General features: G+C 72.1%; 19 protein-coding genes. 14 read left to right on the top strand and 5 right to left on the bottom strand.

Annotated features, from left to right (window positions below):
* Window positions 1-18 precede the first annotated feature (18 nt).
* The 3 genes from P0084_RS17575 to dctP form a co-directional block, all read right to left on the bottom strand.
* Window positions 19-1,332: a TRAP transporter large permease gene (locus tag P0084_RS17575; protein ID WP_308918192.1), complete on the bottom strand. Its 1,314-nt coding sequence runs from the start codon at window positions 1,330-1,332 to the stop codon at window positions 19-21.
* Entirely contained in the window at window positions 1,329-1,832 is a 504-nt protein-coding gene (locus P0084_RS17570) for a TRAP transporter small permease (protein ID WP_308918191.1), read from the bottom strand. Before P0084_RS17570 ends, P0084_RS17575 begins: the two co-directional genes overlap by 4 nt.
* Before the next feature lie 89 nt (window positions 1,833-1,921).
* Window positions 1,922-2,926, bottom strand: a complete 1,005-nt coding sequence (gene dctP, locus P0084_RS17565; protein ID WP_308918190.1) for a TRAP transporter substrate-binding protein DctP — start codon at window positions 2,924-2,926, stop codon at window positions 1,922-1,924.
* A gap of 133 nt (window positions 2,927-3,059) precedes the next feature.
* Between dctP and P0084_RS17560 the strand changes: the two genes are divergently transcribed.
* From P0084_RS17560 to P0084_RS17535, 6 genes are read left to right on the top strand one after another with little or no spacing between them, the layout of a single operon-like run.
* Entirely contained in the window at window positions 3,060-3,473 is a 414-nt protein-coding gene (locus tag P0084_RS17560) for a nuclear transport factor 2 family protein (protein WP_308918189.1), read from the top strand.
* A complete protein-coding gene (locus P0084_RS17555) occupies window positions 3,470-5,194 on the top strand; it encodes a hydantoinase B/oxoprolinase family protein (protein WP_308918188.1) in 1,725 nt (574 codons plus the stop codon). The genes P0084_RS17560 and P0084_RS17555 overlap by 4 nt, the downstream gene beginning before the upstream one ends.
* Window positions 5,191-7,203, top strand: a complete 2,013-nt coding sequence (locus tag P0084_RS17550) for a hydantoinase/oxoprolinase family protein (protein ID WP_308918187.1) — start codon at window positions 5,191-5,193, stop codon at window positions 7,201-7,203. Before P0084_RS17555 ends, P0084_RS17550 begins: the two co-directional genes overlap by 4 nt.
* Window positions 7,200-7,799: a cysteine hydrolase family protein gene (locus tag P0084_RS17545; RefSeq protein WP_308918186.1), complete on the top strand. Its 600-nt coding sequence runs from the start codon at window positions 7,200-7,202 to the stop codon at window positions 7,797-7,799. The genes P0084_RS17550 and P0084_RS17545 overlap by 4 nt, the downstream gene beginning before the upstream one ends.
* Window positions 7,796-9,112, top strand: coding sequence for an FAD-dependent oxidoreductase (locus tag P0084_RS17540; RefSeq protein ID WP_308918185.1), 1,317 nt, complete (start codon window positions 7,796-7,798; stop codon window positions 9,110-9,112). The genes P0084_RS17545 and P0084_RS17540 overlap by 4 nt, the downstream gene beginning before the upstream one ends.
* A complete protein-coding gene (locus P0084_RS17535) occupies window positions 9,109-9,942 on the top strand; it encodes an MBL fold metallo-hydrolase (protein ID WP_308918184.1) in 834 nt (277 codons plus the stop codon). The genes P0084_RS17540 and P0084_RS17535 overlap by 4 nt, the downstream gene beginning before the upstream one ends.
* Here the strand turns inward: P0084_RS17535 and P0084_RS17530 are convergent.
* Window positions 9,897-12,125 carry a CHASE2 domain-containing protein gene (locus P0084_RS17530; protein ID WP_308918183.1) on the bottom strand — a complete coding sequence of 743 codons (2,229 nt, stop codon included), beginning with the start codon at window positions 12,123-12,125 and terminating at the stop codon, window positions 9,897-9,899. The genes P0084_RS17535 and P0084_RS17530 overlap by 46 nt on opposite strands.
* Window positions 12,126-12,188: 63 nt before the next feature.
* Here P0084_RS17530 and P0084_RS17525 point away from each other — a divergent pair, with 63 nt between their 5' ends.
* From P0084_RS17525 to P0084_RS17500, 6 genes are all read left to right on the top strand, one after another.
* A complete protein-coding gene (locus tag P0084_RS17525) occupies window positions 12,189-13,400 on the top strand; it encodes a tetratricopeptide repeat protein (protein WP_308918182.1) in 1,212 nt (403 codons plus the stop codon).
* Entirely contained in the window at window positions 13,397-14,326 is a 930-nt protein-coding gene (locus P0084_RS17520) for a FecR family protein (protein ID WP_308918181.1), read from the top strand. The genes P0084_RS17525 and P0084_RS17520 overlap by 4 nt, the downstream gene beginning before the upstream one ends.
* Before the next feature lie 75 nt (window positions 14,327-14,401).
* A complete protein-coding gene (locus P0084_RS17515; RefSeq protein ID WP_308918180.1) occupies window positions 14,402-15,334 on the top strand; it encodes an AEC family transporter in 933 nt (310 codons plus the stop codon).
* The gene (gene fghA, locus P0084_RS17510) at window positions 15,331-16,143 is read left to right on the top strand and encodes an S-formylglutathione hydrolase (protein ID WP_308918179.1); all 813 of its coding nucleotides are present in this window, start codon (window positions 15,331-15,333) and stop codon (window positions 16,141-16,143) included. The genes P0084_RS17515 and fghA overlap by 4 nt, the downstream gene beginning before the upstream one ends.
* On the top strand, window positions 16,140-17,033 hold the full coding sequence (locus P0084_RS17505) for an alpha/beta fold hydrolase (protein ID WP_308918178.1): 894 nt from the start codon (window positions 16,140-16,142) through the stop codon (window positions 17,031-17,033). Before fghA ends, P0084_RS17505 begins: the two co-directional genes overlap by 4 nt.
* Entirely contained in the window at window positions 17,030-17,923 is an 894-nt protein-coding gene (locus P0084_RS17500) for an ornithine cyclodeaminase family protein (protein WP_308918177.1), read from the top strand. Before P0084_RS17505 ends, P0084_RS17500 begins: the two co-directional genes overlap by 4 nt.
* A 13-nt stretch (window positions 17,924-17,936) precedes the next feature.
* Here the strand turns inward: P0084_RS17500 and P0084_RS17495 are convergent, their stop codons facing one another.
* Window positions 17,937-18,587: a carbonic anhydrase gene (locus tag P0084_RS17495; protein ID WP_308918176.1), complete on the bottom strand. Its 651-nt coding sequence runs from the start codon at window positions 18,585-18,587 to the stop codon at window positions 17,937-17,939.
* Window positions 18,588-18,744: 157 nt separating this feature from the next.
* On the opposite strand from P0084_RS17495, the gene P0084_RS17490 reads away from it, so the two are divergent.
* Both P0084_RS17490 and P0084_RS17485 read left to right on the top strand, forming a co-directional pair.
* On the top strand, window positions 18,745-19,143 hold the full coding sequence (locus tag P0084_RS17490; protein ID WP_308918175.1) for a hypothetical protein: 399 nt from the start codon (window positions 18,745-18,747) through the stop codon (window positions 19,141-19,143).
* 130 nt (window positions 19,144-19,273) lie between these two features.
* A partial coding sequence (locus tag P0084_RS17485; RefSeq protein WP_308918174.1) for a leucyl aminopeptidase family protein occupies window positions 19,274-20,149 on the top strand: 876 nt, incomplete at its 3' end.

Below are 20,149 nucleotides of genomic sequence, written 5' to 3'. Positions count from 1 at the left end.
GACGGCTGCGTCCGAACGCTAACGCAGCGCCAGCCAGGGGAACGCGACCAACAGGCCGACCAGCACCAGCGAACAGCCTATGAACGGCATCGCGGCCAGATAGATCTCGCGCATCGTGGTGCCGGGCGGCGCGACCCCCTTCATCACGAACAGCAGCAGGCCGAAGGGCGGCGTGGTGAAGCTGATCTCCAGCGCCAGAAGCATGATCAGCGCGAACCAGACCGGGTCGAAGCCCAGCGTCGCGGCCAGCGGAAAGAAGATGGGCACCGTCAGCAGCATGATGGAGATCTGCTCCATGAACATGCCCAGCAGCAGCAGCACGGCGAACATCACCCCCAGCATCGCCAGGGGGGCCAGGTCGAACCCCGTGGCCCAATCGATCAGCCCCCGCGACGCGCCCGAGAACGCCAGCAGCTGACTGAACGTGGCCGACCCGAAGACGATCAGGTACGCCATCAGCGTGACCCGCAACGCGCCCGCGACGGAGCGTTTGCACGCCTCCCAGGTCAGGCAGCGGAAGGCGGCCGCAAGGATCAGGACGCCCAGCGCGCCGAAGGCCGCGGCCTCCGACGGGGTGACGACGCCCGCGATCATCAACGCCACTATCACCACCATGACGCCCACCATCGGCACCACGTCGCGGACCAGCAAGCCTAGCCGCGCACCCCAGCCCATCGGGTCCACGTCGTAGGCCGGCGCCGCGTGGGGGTCGCGCTTCGTCTGGATCCAGATGGTGGCTACGTAGAGCCCCGCCAGGATCAGCCCCGGCACCACGCCCGCGATCAGCAGCGCGCCGACGTCGATCCGCGCCAGCGTGGCCAGCAGCACGGCCAGGGCCGATGGCGGGATGATGATGGCCAGCCCCCCGGTGCCCAGGATCGGGCCGATCGACATGTGCCGCTTGTAGCCCCGCGCCTCCATCTCGGGCACCATCAGGCTGCCCAGCAGCGCGGTGGACCCCATGGACGACCCCGACAGGGTGCTGAACCCGGTGCCCCCCAGGACGGTAACGTAGGACAGCCGCCCCGGCACGCGCCCCAGCAGGCGGTCGATGCCGTTGAACATCCGGTTGCCCAGGCCCGTGTGGAAGAAGATCTCGCCCATCAGCAGGAACAGGGGGATGGGCACCAGCGCGAAGGTCGTCAGCGCGCCGACCCCGTTGTTCAGCATCGCGGTCACGCCGCGTTCGCCCCCCATGAAGACCCAGGCCCCCAGGACGTTCGCCGCCAGGAAGGCCAGCGCCACGGGCATGCCCACGCCCATCAGCACGACGATGGTCCCGATCAGCAGCGCCAGGGCGCCGGTCCAGTCGCCGGTCAGCCAGTCGATCATTCGTGGATGCCCGCCTCGCCGCTGTGCAGCAGGTCGCGCCCGAACACGAAGCGCGCGAACTCGACGGCCATCAGGCCGAAGGACAGCGGCAGGACGACCGACAGCAGCCACTTGGGATAGAAGTACGCCCGCACGTCGAAGTCCCGGCGCGCCCAGTTGGTCCAGGCCAGGTCCGCGCCCTTCCAGGCCAGCACGGCGCAGGTCGCGACGCACAGGACCGCGACCAGCCGGCTGAGCGGGCCGCGCAGGACGATCGGCAGGGCCGCGGTCAGCAGCTCGATATGGACGTGGCCGCGGACCCGGACCAGCCAGGGCGCCCCCAGCATCGTCAGGTAGAGCAGGCCGTATTCCGTGCTGACGAACAGCCACGCGAAGGGCTGGAGGCCCACGTTCCGCATGACGACGGAGGCCACGACGGCGACCATCAGCCAGACCAGGGTGAGCCCTGCGGCGAGGGCCAGGAGATCGACGAAGCGGTCGTAAAGGCGGATCGGCGTCACGTATCGTCATCCCCGGGCTTGACCCGGGGACCTCGGGCCGCGGGAGATCCCCGGGGCGAGCCGGGGTATGACGGTTGCGCTGGCAGCCGCTACTTCTCGTCGTCGTAGAACAGCTCGATCAGGCGGTCGTAATCGCCGTCGCCCTGCGGGCTGTCGGCCATCAGCTCCCGCATCCGGGCATGGGTCGTCTCGCGCGCGGCGGCGAGGTACTCGTCGGCCGCCTGCCCTTCCAGCGTGACGGTGGTCATGCCCCCTTCCTCCAACGCGGCGAGCTGCTCCTCCGCCAAGGCGCCCAGACGGTCCGCCGATTCCTGTTCGTGCGCGATGGCGGCCTCCTGCACGATCTCGCGGGCCTCGTCCGACAAGCCGTTCCAGGCATCCAAATTCACGATCACGCCCAGGTCGGTCGAGAAGAAGCACGGCTCGATGCGGTAGTTGACGAACTCGTCCCACTTCAGATCGGCCAGCCCGATCTGGGTCCAGCCGGTCGCGTCCACGACGCCGCGCTCCAGCCCCGCATAGACGTCCGTCGTCGGCAGGTCGATCACCTGCGCGCCGAGGTAGTCGTTGAAGAACGCGTTGTAGACGGCGTTGCCACGCAGCTTCAGCCCGTCGACGGCTAGGTTGCCCGCGTCGTCGAACTGCGGCTCGTCCACCGTGAACAGGTTGTAGCAGACGTTGCTGTCGAACCAGCCCAGGTACTTCACGCCCATCTTGTCCTGGTGGATCCGGTCCATCAGCTCGATGCCGCCCGAGGCCCGCGCCTCCGGGCCCGTCATGTTGGACGCGACCATCGCGTCCTTCTCGGGCACCGTGCCGCCATAGAAGCTGCCAGGGGTATAGACCATGTCCACGATCCCGTCGCGCACGGCGTCGGGCTGCTGGAACATGCCGATGGCCTCCGGACCGCCACGGACCTCGATCCGGACGACCTCGCCCCCGGCCTCGTTGACCTTGTCCACGAACTCCAGGAACGACTGGGTGTATATGAGCGTCTCCGGAAAGGCGTGGACGGCGGTCAGCACCTCCTGCGCGTGGGCCGCGCCCGCCAGTGCCGTGCCCGCCAGCAGGCCGCCCAGTATCGTGTCGCGCATCGCGTCTCTCCCCATTGATGGCGATGCGCATTAACGCCCGTGTGGGGGTCGGGGGCAAGCGTCGTTGCGGCGGCATCTATTGCGCCGGTGCGGGCGGGGTTCCACCTTGGGCGGGGTGAGAGGGGATCCTGCGATGATCATCGACGACGAGCGACCCAACGACACCGAGCGCCACGCCATCCAGACCGTCCGCGCGTTCCTGAAGGCGATGGAGAGCCGCGATACGGCCAAGGCAGCGACGTTCCTGCACGACGACTTCTCCATGACGTTCCCGGGGGCGCCGTCGATGACGCAGCTGGACGACCTGATCTCCTGGTCGAAGCCCCGCTATCGCAACATCGGCAAGGTGTTCGACGGCGTCGAGGCGTCCTGCGAGGGCGCCGTGGTCTGGGTGCACGGCACCCTGTCCGGCGCCTGGCCCGACGGCGAGCCGTTCGAGGGGATCCGCTTCGTGGACCGGTTCGAGCTTGAGGACGGGCGCATCCTACGGCAGGACGTGTGGAACGACATGGCGCTGCACGGCGCGGAGGACGGGGTCGAGGCTTGAGCGACGACGATGCGGGCCGGACGGGCGGCGCGCCACCCATCGACCCGGTGACGCTGGCCGTCCTGTCGGGCCGTCTGGAACAGATCGCGGACGAGATGGACGCGACGTTGTTCCGGTCGGCCTTCAACCCCATCATCGCCGAAGCCCACGATGCGTCCCACGGGCTGTACCACGCTGCGACGGGGGACACGCTGGTCCAGGGCAAGCAGGGCCTGCCGATCTTCGTGGGCGTGATGTCCTTCGCCGTGCGCGCCGTGATCGCGGCGCACGACGAGCGGGGGATCGAGCCCCTCGACGGCGACGTCTGGGTCTTCAACGACGCGCATCTGGGCGGCACGCATCTGAACGACATGCGGCTGGTGCGTCCCTATTTCCGGGACGGCCGGCTGTTCTGCTGGCTGGCGAGCGTCGGGCACTGGCACGACCTGGGCGGCGGGGTGCCCGGCAACTACAACCCCGCCGCCACGGACGCCTTCATGGAGGCGGTGGTCATCCCGCCCGTGCGCCTGGTCCGCGCGGGCGAGCCCTGCCCCGACATCCGCGCCGTCCTGATGCGCAACACGCGCCTGCCCGCCTCCGCCGAGGGCGACCTGAACGGGCAGTTGGGCGCGCTGGACTTGGGCGTCCGTCGGATGGACGCGCTGCTGGACGAGTACGGCGCCGCCACCGTGGACGCCGCGTTGGCGGCCCTGGCCGATCGGGCGGAGGTCCTGATGCGGGACGCGGTCGCCTCCCTGCCCGACGGCACGTGGGAGGCCGCGGACTTCCTCGACAACGACGGTATCGTGGACGAGCCCCTGCCCGTCCGCGTGGCCTTGACGGTCGCGGGCGACCGGCTGACGCTGGACTTCGACGGGACCGCGCCGCGCGCCCGGGGGCCCGTCAACATCGCGCGTCCCACGGCCATCGCCACGGCCTATGTCGCGATCAAGCATCTGTTCCCCGACCTGCCCGCCAATGCGGGCGTCATGCGGCCCGTGGACATGCGGGTGCCGGACGGGTGCCTCCTGGCCGCCGACTTCCCCGCACCCGTGGGCGGCTATACCGAGACGATCCTGCGGATGATCGACGTCGTGTTCCGCGCCATGGCGCGGGCCGCGCCGGACCGGGCGGTGGCCAACGCCTATGGCACGATCAACGCGCTGTCGCTGGCCGGGCGGCGGGCGGACGGAAGCCCCTGGGTCATGTTCTCGTTCTTCGGGGGCGGGCACGGGGCGGCCGCGGACGGCGACGGTCTGAACCACGGCAACGCGCCGATCAGCACCGCGACGATCCCGCCCGTGGAGATCCTGGAAGCGGCCTATCCCATAGCCTTCCGGCAATGGGCGCTGCGCCCCGATTCCGCGGGCGCCGGCACCCATCGGGGCGGCCTGGGCGCGACCTACGAGTTGGAGGTGCTGGGCGCCGGCGCGACGGCCTTCCTGTTCGGCGAACGCGGACGGCATGCGCCCAAGGGGGTGGCCGGCGGGGGCGACGCGACCCGCAACGTGTTCACCTACGACGGGCCCGATGGCCCCGCCCATCCGCCGATGGCGTCGAAGATGGTGGGCATACCGCTTGCCCGGGGCGGACGGGTCCGCCTGGACACGCCCGGCGGCGGGGGGCACGGACCCGCCGCCGCGCGCGACCCCGCCGCCGTCGCGGGGGACGTGGCGGCGGGCTACGTCTCGCCCGCGGCGGCGGATCGAGACTACGGCACCATCTGGCGGAGCGCGCCGTGACCCGCATCGCCGGCGTCGACGTGGGCGGCACCTTCACCGACGTCTTCTTGCTGGACGAGGGCACGGGCCGGGCCACCGTCCGCAAGGTCCCCACCTCGCGCCCCGACCAGTCGGAGGGCTTCCTGGCGGGCCTGGGCGACGGCGTGGACGGTCTGACCACGATCGTCCACGGCACCACCGCGGGCACGAACGCCTTGCTGGAGCGCAAGGGCGCGCGCGTCGGCGTGATCACGACGCAGGGCTTCCGCGACGTGCTGGAGATGCGGCGCCGCGACCGTCCCCGCACCTGGGGTCTGCGCGGCATCTTCGTTCCCGTCGTCGCCCGCCCAGACCGGCTGGAGGTGCCGGAGCGCACGCTCGCGGACGGCACGGTGGAGGTGCCGGTGGACGTCGCCGCGGTCGGAACCGCGGCCCGCGCGCTGCTGGACGCGGGCTGCACGGCCTGTGCCGTCCTCTTCGTCAACGCCTATGCCGAGCCTTCGAACGAGGCCGCGGCCGTCGCTGCGGTCCGCGCCGTCTGGCCCAACCCCCACGTCGCCGCCAGCCACGAGATCCTGCCCGAGATCCGGGAGTTCGAGCGCTTCTCCACCACCGCGCTGAACGCGTATCTGCAACCCGAGCTGTCCGCCTATCTGGAACGCCTGTCGGGCGCCCTGACCGCGGGCGGCTTCGGGGGCGAGTTCCTGGTCGTGCAGTCGAACGGCGGCGTCATGTCCGCCGCCGACGCGGGCCGCCTGCCCGTCCGCACCGCCCTGTCGGGTCCGGCCGCGGGCGTGATCGCGGCTGCCCATATCGCCACGGAGGCCGGATACCCGGACGTCATCACGGGCGACGTGGGCGGGACCAGCTTCGACGTGTCGTTGGTGAAGGACGGCGTCGCGGCGCAGGCGGCGCAGACCTCCATCGATTTCGGCCTGGTGATCCGCGCGCCCATGACCGAGATCGCGACCATCGGCGCGGGCGGCGGTTCCATCGCCTGGGTGGACCGTGGCGGGCTGCTGAACATCGGACCCGAAAGCGCGGGCAGCACGCCCGGCCCCGCGGCCTATGGTCGTGGCAACGATCGACCCACGGTGACGGACGCCAACGTCGTCCTGGGCCGCATCGATGCGGACACGCCCATCGGCGACCTGCCCCGCCTGGACGCCGATGCCGCCGGACGGGCGATCGACGCGCATGTCGGCACCCCCCTGGGCCTGTCGCGCGAGGATGCCGCGGAAGCGATCCTGACGGTGGCCAACGCGCGCATGGCCGGCGCCCTGCGGCTGATGTCCATCGAACGGGGGCACGACCCCACGCGCTTCGCCTACATGCCGTTCGGCGGGGGTGGTGCGCTCCACGCCTGTGCCATGCTGCGCGAGGTGGGGATCGGACGCGCGGTCGTGCCACGCCATCCCGGCGTGACCTCCGCGCTGGGCTGCGTGATCGCGGACATGCGCGCCGATCAGGTGCAGACGCTGAACGTCGCGCTCGACAGGCTGGACGAGGGGGACCTCGCCGCCCGCGTGGAAGTCCAGCGCAGCGTCGGGCAGGCGCGGCTCGACGCCGCGCGCATCCCGTTCGACGGCGTGGACCTGCTGGTCGAACTGGACATGGCCTATGCCGGGCAGACCCATACGGTCGCCGTGCCCGTGTTCGTCCTGACACGCGCGGCCATTGCGGACGCCTTCGACATGACCTATCGCGCGACGTTCGACCGCCTGCTGCCCGGCGGCGTGCGCCGGGTGATGAACCTGCGCACGACCGTCCTGGGCCGCCGCCCCCGGTTCGACCTGTCGCTCCTGGCGCCGGTCCCGGGCGCGTCCCTGGACGGGGCGGCCAAGGGCACCCGCCGCGTCCACCTCGGCGGCTGGCACGACGCCGCCGTGCTGGACCGCCTGGCCCTGCCGGTGGACGCGGTCGTGCCCGGTCCCGCCATCCTGGAACAGCCTGACACCACGATCCTGGTCGAGCCCGGCTTCGCCGCGCGGATCGACCGGTTCGGCAACGCCATACTGGAGCGGACATGACCCTCGTGCCCGAACGCACCGCCCTGCTGACGATCGACCTCCAGAACGACTTCCTGCATCCGGACGGCGCCTATGGCCGGGCGGGGCAGGGCTCGGACGTCATCGCCGCCCTGCCCGCGCGCTTGGCGCCCCTGCGGGATGCCCTGCGCGCGGCGGGCGGGATCCACATCTCCGCCCAGTTCACGCTGGTGCCGCGCCCCGACGGCACGCCGCTGATCTCGCCCCATCTGGCGAGGTTGCGGCCGTTCCTGGGGCCGGGGGATTTCGCGCCGGGGTCCTGGGGCCACGCGCTGGTCGATGCCCTGGCCCCGGCCGACTACACGGTCGAGAAGGTCGCCTATTCCGCGCTCTACCAGACGCGGTTGGAATACCTGCTGCGCGCCCTGCGGATCGACACGCTGATCGTCGGCGGCATCGTCACGAACGGCGGCGTCGCCAGCACGGTCCGCGACGCCCACCTGCGCGACGTCCACACGGTCCTGCTGACCGACGGCGCGGGGGCCTTCGATCCGGCCGTCCACGACGCCACGCTGACCTCGCTGCGCTCCGTCACCCCGCAGGCGACCTGCGCGGAGGTGGCGGCGATGCTGACGTGACCGCCACCGTCGCCCCCGATCCGGGGGGGTTCGACGCGCGGGTCCACACCCTCGTCGTCGGCGGGGGCGCCACGGGCATGGTCGCGGCCCTGGCGGCGCGGGAGGCGGGGCACGACGTGGTCGTGTGCGAACGCGATTCCGTTCCCCGGGGCTCCACCGCCCTGTCCGCGGGCCTGATCCCCGCGGCGGGCACCGCGCAGCAGCGGGAGGCGGGCATCGACGACGACCCGCCCACCTTCGCCGCGGACATCCAGGCCAAGGCGCACGGGCGCAACGATCCCGCCCTGGTGGATCTGATGGCGCGCACCGCCGCCCCCGTGGTGGACTGGCTGACCGAGGCGCATGACCTGCCCCTGACCCTGGTGGACGACTTCGACTATCCCGGCCATTCCCGCCGCCGGATGCACGGCTTGCCCGACCGCGCGGGCCGCAGCCTGATCGACGCGCTCCGCGACCGGGCCGAAGGGGCGGGCGTCGACATCCTGTGCGGCGCGGCCGTCGATACGCTGTTCGTCCGGGACCGGATCGTCACGGGGCTGGGCCTGGCGCGCGGCGAACGGATCGGCTGCGACCGGGTGATCCTGGCGTGCAACGGGTTCGGCGGGAACCGCGCCCGCGTGGCGCGCCACATGCCCGACATCGCGGATGCCGTGTGGTTCGGACACGACGGCAACGATGGCGCCGCGCTCGACTGGGCGGAGGCGCTGGGCGCGGCAACCCGGCATCTGGGCGCCTATCAGGGGCATGGCAACGTGGCGCACCCCCACGGCATCCTGATCACCTGGGCCACGTTGACCGAAGGTGGCATCCAGCTGAACCGGGACGGCAGGCGGTTCCACGACGAATCCCGCGGCTATTCCGAAGCCGCCCGCGCGGTGCTGGCCCAGCCCGGCGGCGTGGCGGTCACGTTGTTCGACGCTCGCATCGCCGCGGTCGCGCGCCAGTTCGGGGACTTCCGCGACGCGGAGGCGGCGGGCGCGGTACGCATCGCGGCGGACGCGGACGGCATCGAAGTCGCGATGGACCTGCCCCCCGGCAGCGTCGCCGCCGCCCTGTCCGCTCTGCCACGGGGTCGCCTGACCCCGCCGTTCCACGCCGTGCGCGTCACGGGGGCGCTGTTCCATACCCAGGGCGGCGTTTCCGTGGACGAAACGGCGCGGGTCCTGCATGCGGACCGTTCACCCTTTCCGAACCTCTACGCCGCGGGCGGGGCCGCCTGCGGGGTTTCGGGCGATGGCGACGACGGATACCTGTCCGGCAACGGTCTGCTGTCGGCGGTCACGCTGGGGCACGTCGCCGGAAGGGGTTCATGAGCCTGCGGGTGGAGATCCACGGCGCGCGGGGCAGCCGCACCGCGGACGGGCCCGACACGCTGCGCTATGGCGGGGCGACGTCCTGCGTGTCCGTCCGCTGGGAGGATCCGACACGGGCCGCCGTGTTCGACTGCGGCAGCGGGGCGGCCCATCTCGGCCGCCGCCTGCGGGGGGAGGGCGTGACGGACGTCACGCTGTTGCTCGGGCACCTGCACCTGGATCACGTGCAGGGCCTTCCGTTCTTCGCGGGCGGGCTGGGCCGGGGCACGCGCCTGCACGTCGCCTGCCCCTGCTATCCGGACTTGCGCGACGTCATCGCGCGTCTCTATTCGCCGCCGTTCTATCCGCTGTTCCCCGAGGATTGGGGCCCGGACCTGACCTGGGACGTCGTGCCCGACCGCATCGGCGGACCCCGCGGCCCCACGCTACGCCACGCAGCCCTGAACCATCCGGGCAGCTGCACGGGCTACCGCATCGATCACGACGGCGCGGGCTTCGCCTATCTAACGGACCACCAGCCCGGCGACGCGGAGCACGACGCGAACCTGCGCGACCTCGCCCGCGGGGCGGCCCTGGCGCTGATCGATTCCACCTTCACCCCGGAGGAGGTGCCCCATCGCAAGGGATGGGGTCACGGCGATTGGGCCCGGGCGGTCGCGTTGGGCGACGGGGCCCACACCGTGGGCCTGTTCCACCACGAGCCGGGGCGCACCGACGAGGCGTTGGACGCGATCCAGGCGCAGGCCTCCGCCGCGCGGCCCGGGACCTTCGCTGCGCGTGCCGGTCAGGTGCTGGAACTGGCCGACGGCGCCTTGCTGTCCGCGACGTAGATCCCGTCCCACCCCGCCCCCGGTGGGTTCCCCGCCAGCCATGCCGTGCGCTCCCGTTGCAGGGACAGGACGCCGGGGGGCAGGCCGGTCCCGTCGAGCGCGGCAAGGGCGGCACGCGCCGCATCCGCATCGCCCGCACGCCATGCGTCCAGCCAGGCCGCCTGGCTCGTGCGCAGAACGTCGAAGTCGGGGGTCGTGGCCATCGCGGCGTCGCCCAGGACGGTGTGGACCCCGACCGGACCTGTCCGCCCCTTGACCCGCACCAGATCCAGCTCCAGCGTGGCCATCCCGCCCGCGGCGACCGTTTCCGCGGTGGCGAGGTTCCCGACGCCGTAGAAGCGCGTCAGCCCCTCCACCCGGCTGGCCACGTTCACCGCATCCCCGATGGCAGAATAGGCGAAGCGCTGCGTCGAGCCGAGGTTGCCCACGCAGCAGGTGCCGGTGTTCAGGCCGATGCCGATCGACAGGGGCGGGCCGTCGGCGTCCCGGTTCCGCGCGCGCAGAGCCTCGCCCATCGCCAGGGTCGCCTGCATCGCGCGGCGGGGGTGGTCCGGCACGGGCAGGGGCGCGTTCCAGAACGCCATGATCGCGTCGCCCATGTACTTGTCGATGGTCGCGCCGTGATCCAGCAGCACCTCCGTCATGGGGGTCAGGAACCCGTTCAGCGTGGCCGTCAGCTCAGTCGGATCCATTCCCTCGGACAACGCGGAGAAGCCTCGGAGGTCGCAGAACAGGATGGTGATCTCGCGCGCCGTGCCGTCCAGCCGCAGCGCGGCGGGATCCTCCGCCAGCCGCTCGACCAGGGCCGGGGCCAGGTACAGGCCGAAGGCGCGGCGCACGCCTCGACGCTCCCGCTCCGTCAGGAGCAGCAGGACGACGGTGCCCGCGGTCAGCGCCGCGGACACCGCGACGGACGGAAAGAGGGGGTCGAGCACGACGCCCCGGCCGAACGCCCACCACGCCGTGCCGACGGCGATCGCGATGCCGCCCACCGTCCACGCGGCGCCGCCCAGAACGCCGACGTAGCGCAGCGCCGTTCCGGCCCCGAGGACCAACAGGGCCGCCAGGACGACCTCCGCCCCGCGGGCCCAGTCGGGACGCGCCAGCGTGGCGCCCGACAGGATCTGGTCGATGATCTCGGCGTGGACCTCCACCCCCGGGACGCCGCGAGCGAGCGGCGTGACCACCAAGTCGCGCAGGCCCGCCGCCGACGTGCCGATCAGCACGATGTGCCCTGCCACCGCACCCGACCAGTCGCCCGGCGGACGGTCCAGGATCGTCGCCGCCGGCACGCGCGCCATGTCGGGCAGGCCGGAATGATGGACCCAGAAGCGCCCCCGCGCGCCCGTGGGGGCGGTGAAGGCGCCGACGCGCACGGCCTCCAGCGCGGGCGGTCCGGGATCGGCGGTGCGCAGGGTGACCGCCCCCGCGCCCTGCGCCACGCGCAACGCCTCCACCGCCAGGCCGGGCAGCAGCGCGTCGCCGGATCGATAGACGAGCGGCACGCGCCGCACGACGCCGTCGGCCTCCGGGATCAGGCTGAAGGCCCCCAGGCCCGCGGCGGCCTCCCGCAGGATGGGCAGGTTGGGCACCGCGGCGGGAATGTCGGGCAGCGCGTCCCGCGCATCGGGTCCGATCGTGGCGAAGCCCGCCTTGGGACCGGGGGCCGTGCGCGCGCCGTCGGGCGTCAGGATCAGTCCGGCCACCACGGGTCCGCGGGCGAAGGCCTGCGCCAGCGCCGCATCCCCGCCGGGCAGGGCATCGGGCAGCGTCACGTCGGCCCCCGCCGCACGCAACAGATCGGCCGCGGCCTCGGGCGACAGGCGGTCGGGTTCGGCGAAGACGACGTCGAAGGCGATGGCGGCGGCCCCGGCATCGGTCAGCGCGTCGGTCATCCGGGCGATCGTGGCCCGGGGCCAGGGCCATTGCCCGAAGCGCGTCAGCGACCCCTCGTCGATGTCGACCACCGTGACGGGGGCGCCGGCGGCGACGCGCGGAGCCGCACGCTGGAACGCGTCGACCACCAGGACGTGCAGCCGCTCCGCCGTGCCGGGCAGCAGCAGCGCCAGGCCGATGGCGGCCCCGCCGCCGGCCAGGGCCGCCAGGCGGGCCAGGCGCGCGGCGCGGCGGCGACCCTGTTGCCGCAAGGTCACGCCCGGTGCGCGCGCGTGCCACGCCGTCATCGTCCCACCCTTCGCATCCGCCCCAGCCCCCCTATGATCGCGTCACCTCAGGGAAGCCGTACCATGACCCGCCTCGTCCGCCTCGCGATCCTGACGCTCGCCGCGCTCGCTTTGCAACCGGTTGCAACCGCCGCGGCACAGGTCGTTCCGGACCCGCTCTATGCGGCGGTGCTGCGCACGCCGGACGACCCGGCGGTGAACCTGACCTATGCCCGCGCGCGGCTGGAGGCCGGCGATCCCCAGGGTGCGGTCCCCGCATTGGAGCGGATCCTGATCGCCCAGCCCGGCGCGGACGCGGTCCGACTGCTCTATGCGGACACGTTGCTCCGCCTGGGCGATGCGGCCGGCGCGGAGCGCGAGCTGGCGATCCTGCGGGACCGGGGCGTGGACATCGGCGGACGCCTGGCACGCGCCCGGTCGGAAGCAGACCCCCTGCGCGGACGCATGACCGTGTTCACCGGCCTGCGGCACGACAGCGATCCGGGGCTGGGCGTCGGCGACCGGTCGTCCGACGTCACGGGCACGCTGGGCGTGCAGGCGAACGTCCAACGCGACCTCGGCGGGACCGGCGGCGGATACGCGTTCGCGGACCTGCTCTTGCGCGGCCAGGAGCCGGACAAGGAGGACGATCTGGGCGGCATCGACGGCGCGCTGACGCTGGGGGTGGACCTGCCGTTCGGGGACGTGTCGGTCCGCCCCTACGCCTTCGCCACGGTCCAGCCCCTGTCGGAGGGCGGCAACCGCGACGAGTACGGCCTGGGGCTGGGCCTGCGCTGGACCTATGACCCGCGCAGCACGGTGGTCGTGACGCTGTCGACCGGCCGGACGGAATACGACGAGGGCGCCATCGCAGGCCGCGACGGCGACGTGCACGACGCGGCCTTCGGCTGGCGGCGCACCTTCGGCCCGGATTGGAGCCTGCGCGCCGGACTGGGCTTCCGCGCCGAGCGCACCAGCGACGAGCGGCTGTCCTTCGACGCGCCGCGGATCGGTTTGGGCGCCACCTATCTGACCGGGCCGGGTCGCCTGACCGCCGACTGGACGTTCGAGGACCGCGAGTACGACGGCAACAACATCGCCCCCACCGGGCCCGACCGGGTCGAGCGGCGCCACGACCTGCGCCTGGCCTATACCCGGGCCCTGCCGCAGGCGGGCGATGGGGCGGCGGTGCAGTTGGGCTTGCGGCATGTCCGCCGCGCGTCCAACGTGGCCCGCATCGAGGGGCGCAACACGTCCGTTGAGGTGCTGTTCCTACGGGGGTTCGAGTTTCCATGATGCGCATCGCTCCCGTCATCCTGTCCGTTTGCCTGGCGCTGACCGCGCATGCCCCCGCTGGCGCGCAGCAGATCGGCACGGGCGCCGCCGTGCGCGGCGACGTCGTGCTGACGCCCGCAGCGCGCCCCACGCCCCGCCCCGCCCGGTCCGGCGACGCCATCGCCCTGGCGGACCGCGTGCAGACGCGGCCCGACAGCGGGATGCAGGTGCTGCTGCTGGATCGGTCGGTCTTCACCATCGGCGCGAACGCGGACCTGACCATCGACCGCTTCGTCTATGATCCGGATCGGGACGCGGGCGACGTGGCGGCATCGGTCGCGCGGGGCGCGTTCCGCTTCGTGTCGGGCCGGGCGGCGAACCGCGGCACGGTGGCGACCATCGCCACGCCGGCGGGCACGATCGGCGTGCGCGGCACCATCCTGGAAGGATGGGTCGGCGAACGCGCCATCGCCGCGGCGCGGGCCTCGGGGGTCGACGTCCCGGCGGGCACGGACCCGTCGCGTGCCCTCTACGTCGCGCTGCGGGGCCCCGAAGGGCTGGGCGGGCGGGGTGGCCAGATCGTGGTGCAGGGCGCGAACGGGCGCCAGGTGCTGACCCGGCCCAATCAGGCCGTGTTCGCATCCGGGACGTCGGGCCGGGTCAGCGCGCCAGTGCGGTATGCGGACGGGGCGCGCGCCTTCTTCGACGGGACCCTGCGCACCGATCCCGGCGGCACGTCCGGCGGCGGCGCCCTGCCGGCGGACCTGGAGCTTTCGATCCCGTCCGCGCCGCCCCCGCGCATCGACGACCTGGCCGTGCCCCCCGCCCCGTCGCCCACCGACGAGACCGTGGACGGCCGCTTTCCGTCCGAGATCACGCCGCCCCCGCCCCCACCACCGGGCGCGGGCGGAGGCGGCGGCTCGGTGACGACCCTCGTCGGGCAGTAGGGCGGGTCCGGTCGTGCCACGGGCGCCGACGCTCGTGCTGGACTTCGCCGCCGCAAGCGGGCCAGACAGGCGGCGATGCTCGCGATCTTCCTCAAGACCCTGCCGTTCTTCGCGCTCATCGCGCTGGGCTACGTCGCGGGGCGGACTCGCTTCTTCACGCCGGAAGCCACGGCCTACCTAACGAAGTTCGTGTTCTGGTTCGCGCTGTCTGCGATGCTGTTCGACTTCGCCGCGAACCTGACACTAGCTGAGATCTTCGACCTGCGCTTCATCGGGGCGTATCTTTGGGGCACGGCGACCGTCTATCTGATCGCGACAGCGGTGGGCTTCCTGAGGGGCCTGTCGGTCGCCGAATCGGCGGTGGAGGCGCAATGCGCCGTGATCGGCAACGTGGGCTTCCTGGGCATCCCGATGTTCGTGCTGCTGCTGGGACCGGAATCGGCGGGCCCGATGCTGATGGTGCTGGCCACGGACCTGATCGTGTTCAGTTCGGTCATCGTGATCCTGATCACGGGATCGCGCGGGAAGCTCGGCCTTGCGACGATCCGGACCGTCGGCCTGGGCCTTCTGAGGAACCCCATGATCGTGTCCATCGCCGCGGGCATCGCCTGGTCCGCCACGGGGCGCGCGCTGTGGGTCCCCGTGGCGGAGTTCGTATCGATCCTGGGGGCGGCGGCCACGCCCGGCGCGCTGTTCGCCATCGGCGCGTCGCTGGCGGGTAAGACCACCGAGCGGCTGGCCACCGCCGGTTGGCTGACATTCTGCAAGCTGGCCCTGCACCCCGCCGCGGTCGCCTTCGCCGCGCTGTGGCTGATACCCTTGGACCCGTATGCCGCGACGGTCATGATCGCCGCCGCGGCCCTGCCGGTCGCGGGCAACGTCTATATGCTCGCGCAGCACTACGGGGTGGCCCCCCAGCGCGTCAGCGCGGCCATCCTCGTATCCACCGCCATATCCGTCGTCACCGTGTCCGTGGTGATCGGCCTGCTCCCGGGAGGACCCCGATGAACGTCACCGAAACCCATGCCTGCCACGGCGGCCGCCAACTGGTGCTGACCCACGCATCGGACGCGCTGTCCTGCGACATGACGCTGGGCCTGTTCCTGCCCCCGGACACGGGCTGGCCCGTTCCGATCCTTTGGTACCTGTCCGGGCTGACCTGCACCCACGAGAACGCGACCGTGAAGGCGGGCCTGCAACTATGGGCGGCGGAGGCGGGGATCGCGATCTGCTTTCCCGACACCTCGCCCCGCGGGGACGGCGTGCCCGACGACGACGCGTTCGATACCGGCCAGGGGGCAGGATTCTACGTGGACGCCACGGCCGAACCGTGGGCTAGGCACTTCCGCATGCAGTCCTACGTGCTGGACGAACTGCCGGGGGCCTTGGCCGCGGCGCAGCCCATCGACCTGGACCGGCAGGCGATCACCGGCCATTCGATGGGAGGCCACGGCGCCCTGACGCTGGCCTGCAAGGCGCCGGGCCGGTTCCGGTCGGTCAGCGCCTTCGCGCCCATCGGCAACCCCTCGGTCAGCGATTGGGGGCAGCCGCAACTGACCGCGTACGGCCTCGACCCCGCCGCCCACGATGCGACCGCGTTGCTCCGCGGCGGCGCCGCCCTTCCGCCCTGCCTGATCGACACGGGCACCGAAGACCCCTTCCGCGACAAGCTGGGCACCGCCGCCCTGGCGGCCGCGATCGCCGAGCGGAACCTGCCCGCCACGATCCGCCTGCAGCCGGGGCACGACCACAGCTACTTCACGATTTCCACCTTCGCCGGCGACCATGTCGCCTTCCACGCGGAGCACTTGGGGTGAGGGGGTTCGACGGCTTCGCCCGCGATCGCATCCCCTGCGGGGACGTCACCCTGTCGGTTCGCCACAACGCGGCACCCGACCGCCCCGCCCTGATGCTGTTGCACGGTTATCCGCAGACATCCGCGATGTGGCATAGGCTCGTGCCGCGCCTGGCCGAACGACACCACGTGATCTGTCCCGACCTGCGCGGCTATGGCGCTTCGGACAAGCCCGCCGCGTCGTCCGATCACACGGCCATGTCCAAGCGGGCGATGGCGGCCGACGTCGTGGCCTTGCTGGACCATTTCGGCCACGCTGACGCCGACGTCTGCGGTCACGACCGCGGGGGCCGCGTCGCGCATCGGCTGGGGCTGGACCATCCGGATCGCGTGCGCCGGATGGCCGTCCTCGACATCGCCCCGACGCGCGAGATGTACGCCGGCACCACCGACGCCTTCGCCCGCGCCTATTGGCACTGGTTCTTCCTAATCCTGCCCGCACCGATGCCCGAGGACATGATCGCCGCCGACCCCCGCGCCTTCTGGACCCGCAAGGTCGCGAAGCAGGTCGGCGGCCCCCTGCCCTTCGACGATGCGGCGCTGGAGGAATACCTCGCCGCCTTCGCCGATCCCGCCTGCATCCACGCCACCTGCGAGGATTACCGCGCGGCGGCCACGATCGACATCGCCCACGACGACGCGGACGGGGGCGCCAAGCTGACGATGCCGCTGCTGGCGCTTTGGGGCGACCGCGGCATCGTCGGACGCCTGTTCGACACCCTGGCCCTGTGGCGGTCCCGCGCCGCGAACGTGACAGGCGGCGGCCTCGACGCGTCGCACTACATGGCGGAGGAGGTGCCGGACCAGATCTCCGACCGCCTGCTGGATCATTTCGGAAGTGACGCCGCATGACCGTTCCCTTCATCGGCCCGGAGGCCGAGGCCTCCCTCGACTGGATCGCCCTGACCGATGCGCTCGCCGCGGGTCACGCCCTGCCCCGGGCCGAGATCGGGGACACGTTCCTGTATCGCGGCGGCGACACGATGCTGTCGCGGGCGGCCTGGATCGACGGGTTGGGATCCTTGGTGAAGACGGCGACGATCTTTCCGGGCAACCGCGGCACGCCCCCGATCAACGGCGCGGTCAGCCTGTTCTCGGACGGGGACGGGACCCTGGCCGCGATGCTGGACTTCCACCTCGTGACGAAGTGGAAGACGGCGGGGGACAGCCTTCTGGCGGCACGGCGGTTGGCCCGGCCCGATAGCGGACGCATCCTGATCGTAGGGTCCGGCACGGTCGCGGCGTCGCTGCGCACGGCCTATGCGGCGGCGTTTCCGGAAGCCGTCTTCGAGGTCTGGTCCCGCGACCCCGACCGCGCCCGCGCCTTCGCGGCGGCCCACGACGCGGAGGCCGTGACGGACCTGGCGCATACCGTTCCCCGCGCCGATATCGTGACCTGCGCCACCATGACCACCGACCCCCTGATCCGGGGCGAATGGCTGCGACCGGGCCAGCATCTGGACCTGATCGGCGCCTATCGCCCCGACATGCGGGAGGCCGACGACGCGTGCCTGCGCCGATCCCGGGTCTTCGTGGACAGCCGCGACACGGTGCTGGATCACATCGGGGAACTGAAGATCCCCCTGGCCGCGGGCGTGGTCACCCCCGCCGACGTGGTGGCGGACTACTACGATTTGGCTTCGTTCGACCGGGATCCGAACGACATCACGCTGTTCAAGAACGGGGGCGGCGCGCATCTGGACCTGATGACGGCGCGGCACGTGCTGGACCGGGTGGGGTGACGCCGATCCCGAGTCACACCGGGGCGAACCGCTCCAACCGGGGATCGTACACCTCCAGCCCCCCTTCGGCGATGTCGTTCCACACCGCATGGAGGGCCAGATCGCCGCGCTGGACGGGGTCGGCGACGAAGGGAAAGGTCATCAGGTTCTCCAGCGAGGTCAAAATCGCCTGCTTGCCCAGCGCCTCCAGCCGCTCCGCCGGGTCGGCGATGTCCTTCACAACCTCGTAGGCGGGGCGCAGGACGTCCATCCAGCGTCCCACGAAGCTGCCGGGCGATTCCAGCTCCGGGGCGTGGCCCGCGCACATGTCGTGGCATCCTTCGATGCCACCGCAATGCGAATGGCCCATCACGATGACCTGCGTGACGTTCAACGCCGTCACCGCGTATTCCAGCGCGGCGGACGTGCCGTGGCGCAGGCCATCGGGCTCGTAGGGGGGGACGATGTTGGCGATGTTGCGGTGGATGAAGAATTCCCCTTGCTCGGCCTCGAACAGGGTGGCGAGATGGACCCGGCTGTCGCAGCACGCGACGATCATCGCCCGGGGCCGCTGCCCGTCCGTCGCCAACCGCCGATACCACTGCGCATTGTCGGCATAGGTCGTGGCCTTCCACCCGTGGTACCGCCCCACGAGGGAACCCGGCAAAGGCCGCGCGTGTTTCATGCCCGTATCCCCGTCCGTTTCGGTTCCCCTACCCACAGATTTTTGCGCATGCAATTCGACCGAATCCCCGCTCGCCGAACAGCACCCCGTCACGAACCTGCCGCGAAGTGCGCCGATACCCGGCGCAAGGCTTGATACAGACGATCGAGGTTGCACAATGGCGCAGGGTATCGCGCAGTTCGGGGCCGTCGCCCTGGCCCCACACGAAGACATCCGCTTCGACACCGCCGTGCTGGAGGCCCTGTGCGACGCGCACGGGACCTTCGCGGAGGAGGTGATCGCGGGCGCGCTGTTCCGCATCGAGGAACGCCTGAGCCTGGCCGCTTGGCAGGCCGAGCAGGGCGAAACGCGGGGCTTGCGCCGCACCGCGGAGGAACTGGCCCGCCTGGCGCGGGAGATCGGGATGACCACGCTGCGCCATGCCGCCGATGCGGTCGTCGACGCCTGCCCGGACGAGGACCCCGCCGCCGCGGGCGCCTGCATCGCCCGCCTGACCCGCCTCAGCCGACCCGGCGCGTTGACCCAGGCGCGGATCGACACGGGAACGGTGGCCTGATCCGCCGGGCCGGCACGTCCACCCATTGTGACCCATAGCCCATAGCGGCCCGTCCATCGCCGCCGCGCCCTTGCCGCCGCGCAAACGCCCGATAGGGTGCCGCGGAACGTGCCCGCGCCCCGGAGGATGGATGCCGCCCCGCTTCGCCGATCCCGACCTGCGCGCCATTCCCCTGCGGCTGGTCCCCTCCGATGGCTTCGACGACTGGCTCGCCGCCCAGGACGGTCCCGAACGGGACTGGATCGCGGCCAACGACTTCCGGGGCCGGGCGGGTCAGATCCTGCGCCTGCCCGCTCCGGACCTGTCCGTCGCCCGCGTTCTCGTCGGATGGGGCAACGCGAACGATCATAAGCGGGGTCGCTTCGCCCTGGCCCGCGCCGCGGCGGCCCTGGGGCACGGGACCTATGCGTTGGACGCCGATCTGCCCGCGGACGCGATGCAGGAGGCCGCCCTGGGCTGGCTGCTGTCGGACTACCGCTTCGACCGCTACAAGCCGCAGACGGACCGGCAGGGTCCGGCGGCCCTGCGCGCGCCCCGCGGCATCGACGCCGCCCGCCTGGAGGCCATCGCGGCGGGCGAGGTGCTCATCCGCGACCTGATCAACACGCCCGCCAACGACATGGGCCCGGCCGAGTTGGAGGACGCGGTCCGTGACCTGGCCCGGACCTTCGGCGCCGCCGTCACGGTCACGAAGGGCGACGACCTCGGGAAGGCGAACCTTCCGCTGATCCATGCGGTGGGCCGGGCATCGACCCGCGCACCGCGCCTGATCGAGGTGGAATGGGGCACGGACGGCCCGCTGGTCACTCTGGTCGGCAAGGGGGTCTGCTTCGACACGGGCGGCCTTAACCTGAAGCCCGGCGGCAGCATGGGACTGATGAAGAAGGACATGGGCGGCGCGGCCACGGTCCTGGGTCTGGCGCGCATGATCATGGGCGCCGGACTGGGACTCCGCCTGCGCGTGTTGATCCCCGCCGTCGAGAATGCGGTCGCGGGCAACGCGTTC

Origin of the sequence: Jannaschia maritima, assembly GCF_030973515.1 — a bacterium.
Classification (GTDB): domain Bacteria; phylum Pseudomonadota; class Alphaproteobacteria; order Rhodobacterales; family Rhodobacteraceae; genus Jannaschia; species Jannaschia maritima.
The sequence above is the reverse complement of the archived record's forward strand: the minus strand, read 5'-3'. Positions and strand labels throughout refer to the sequence as shown.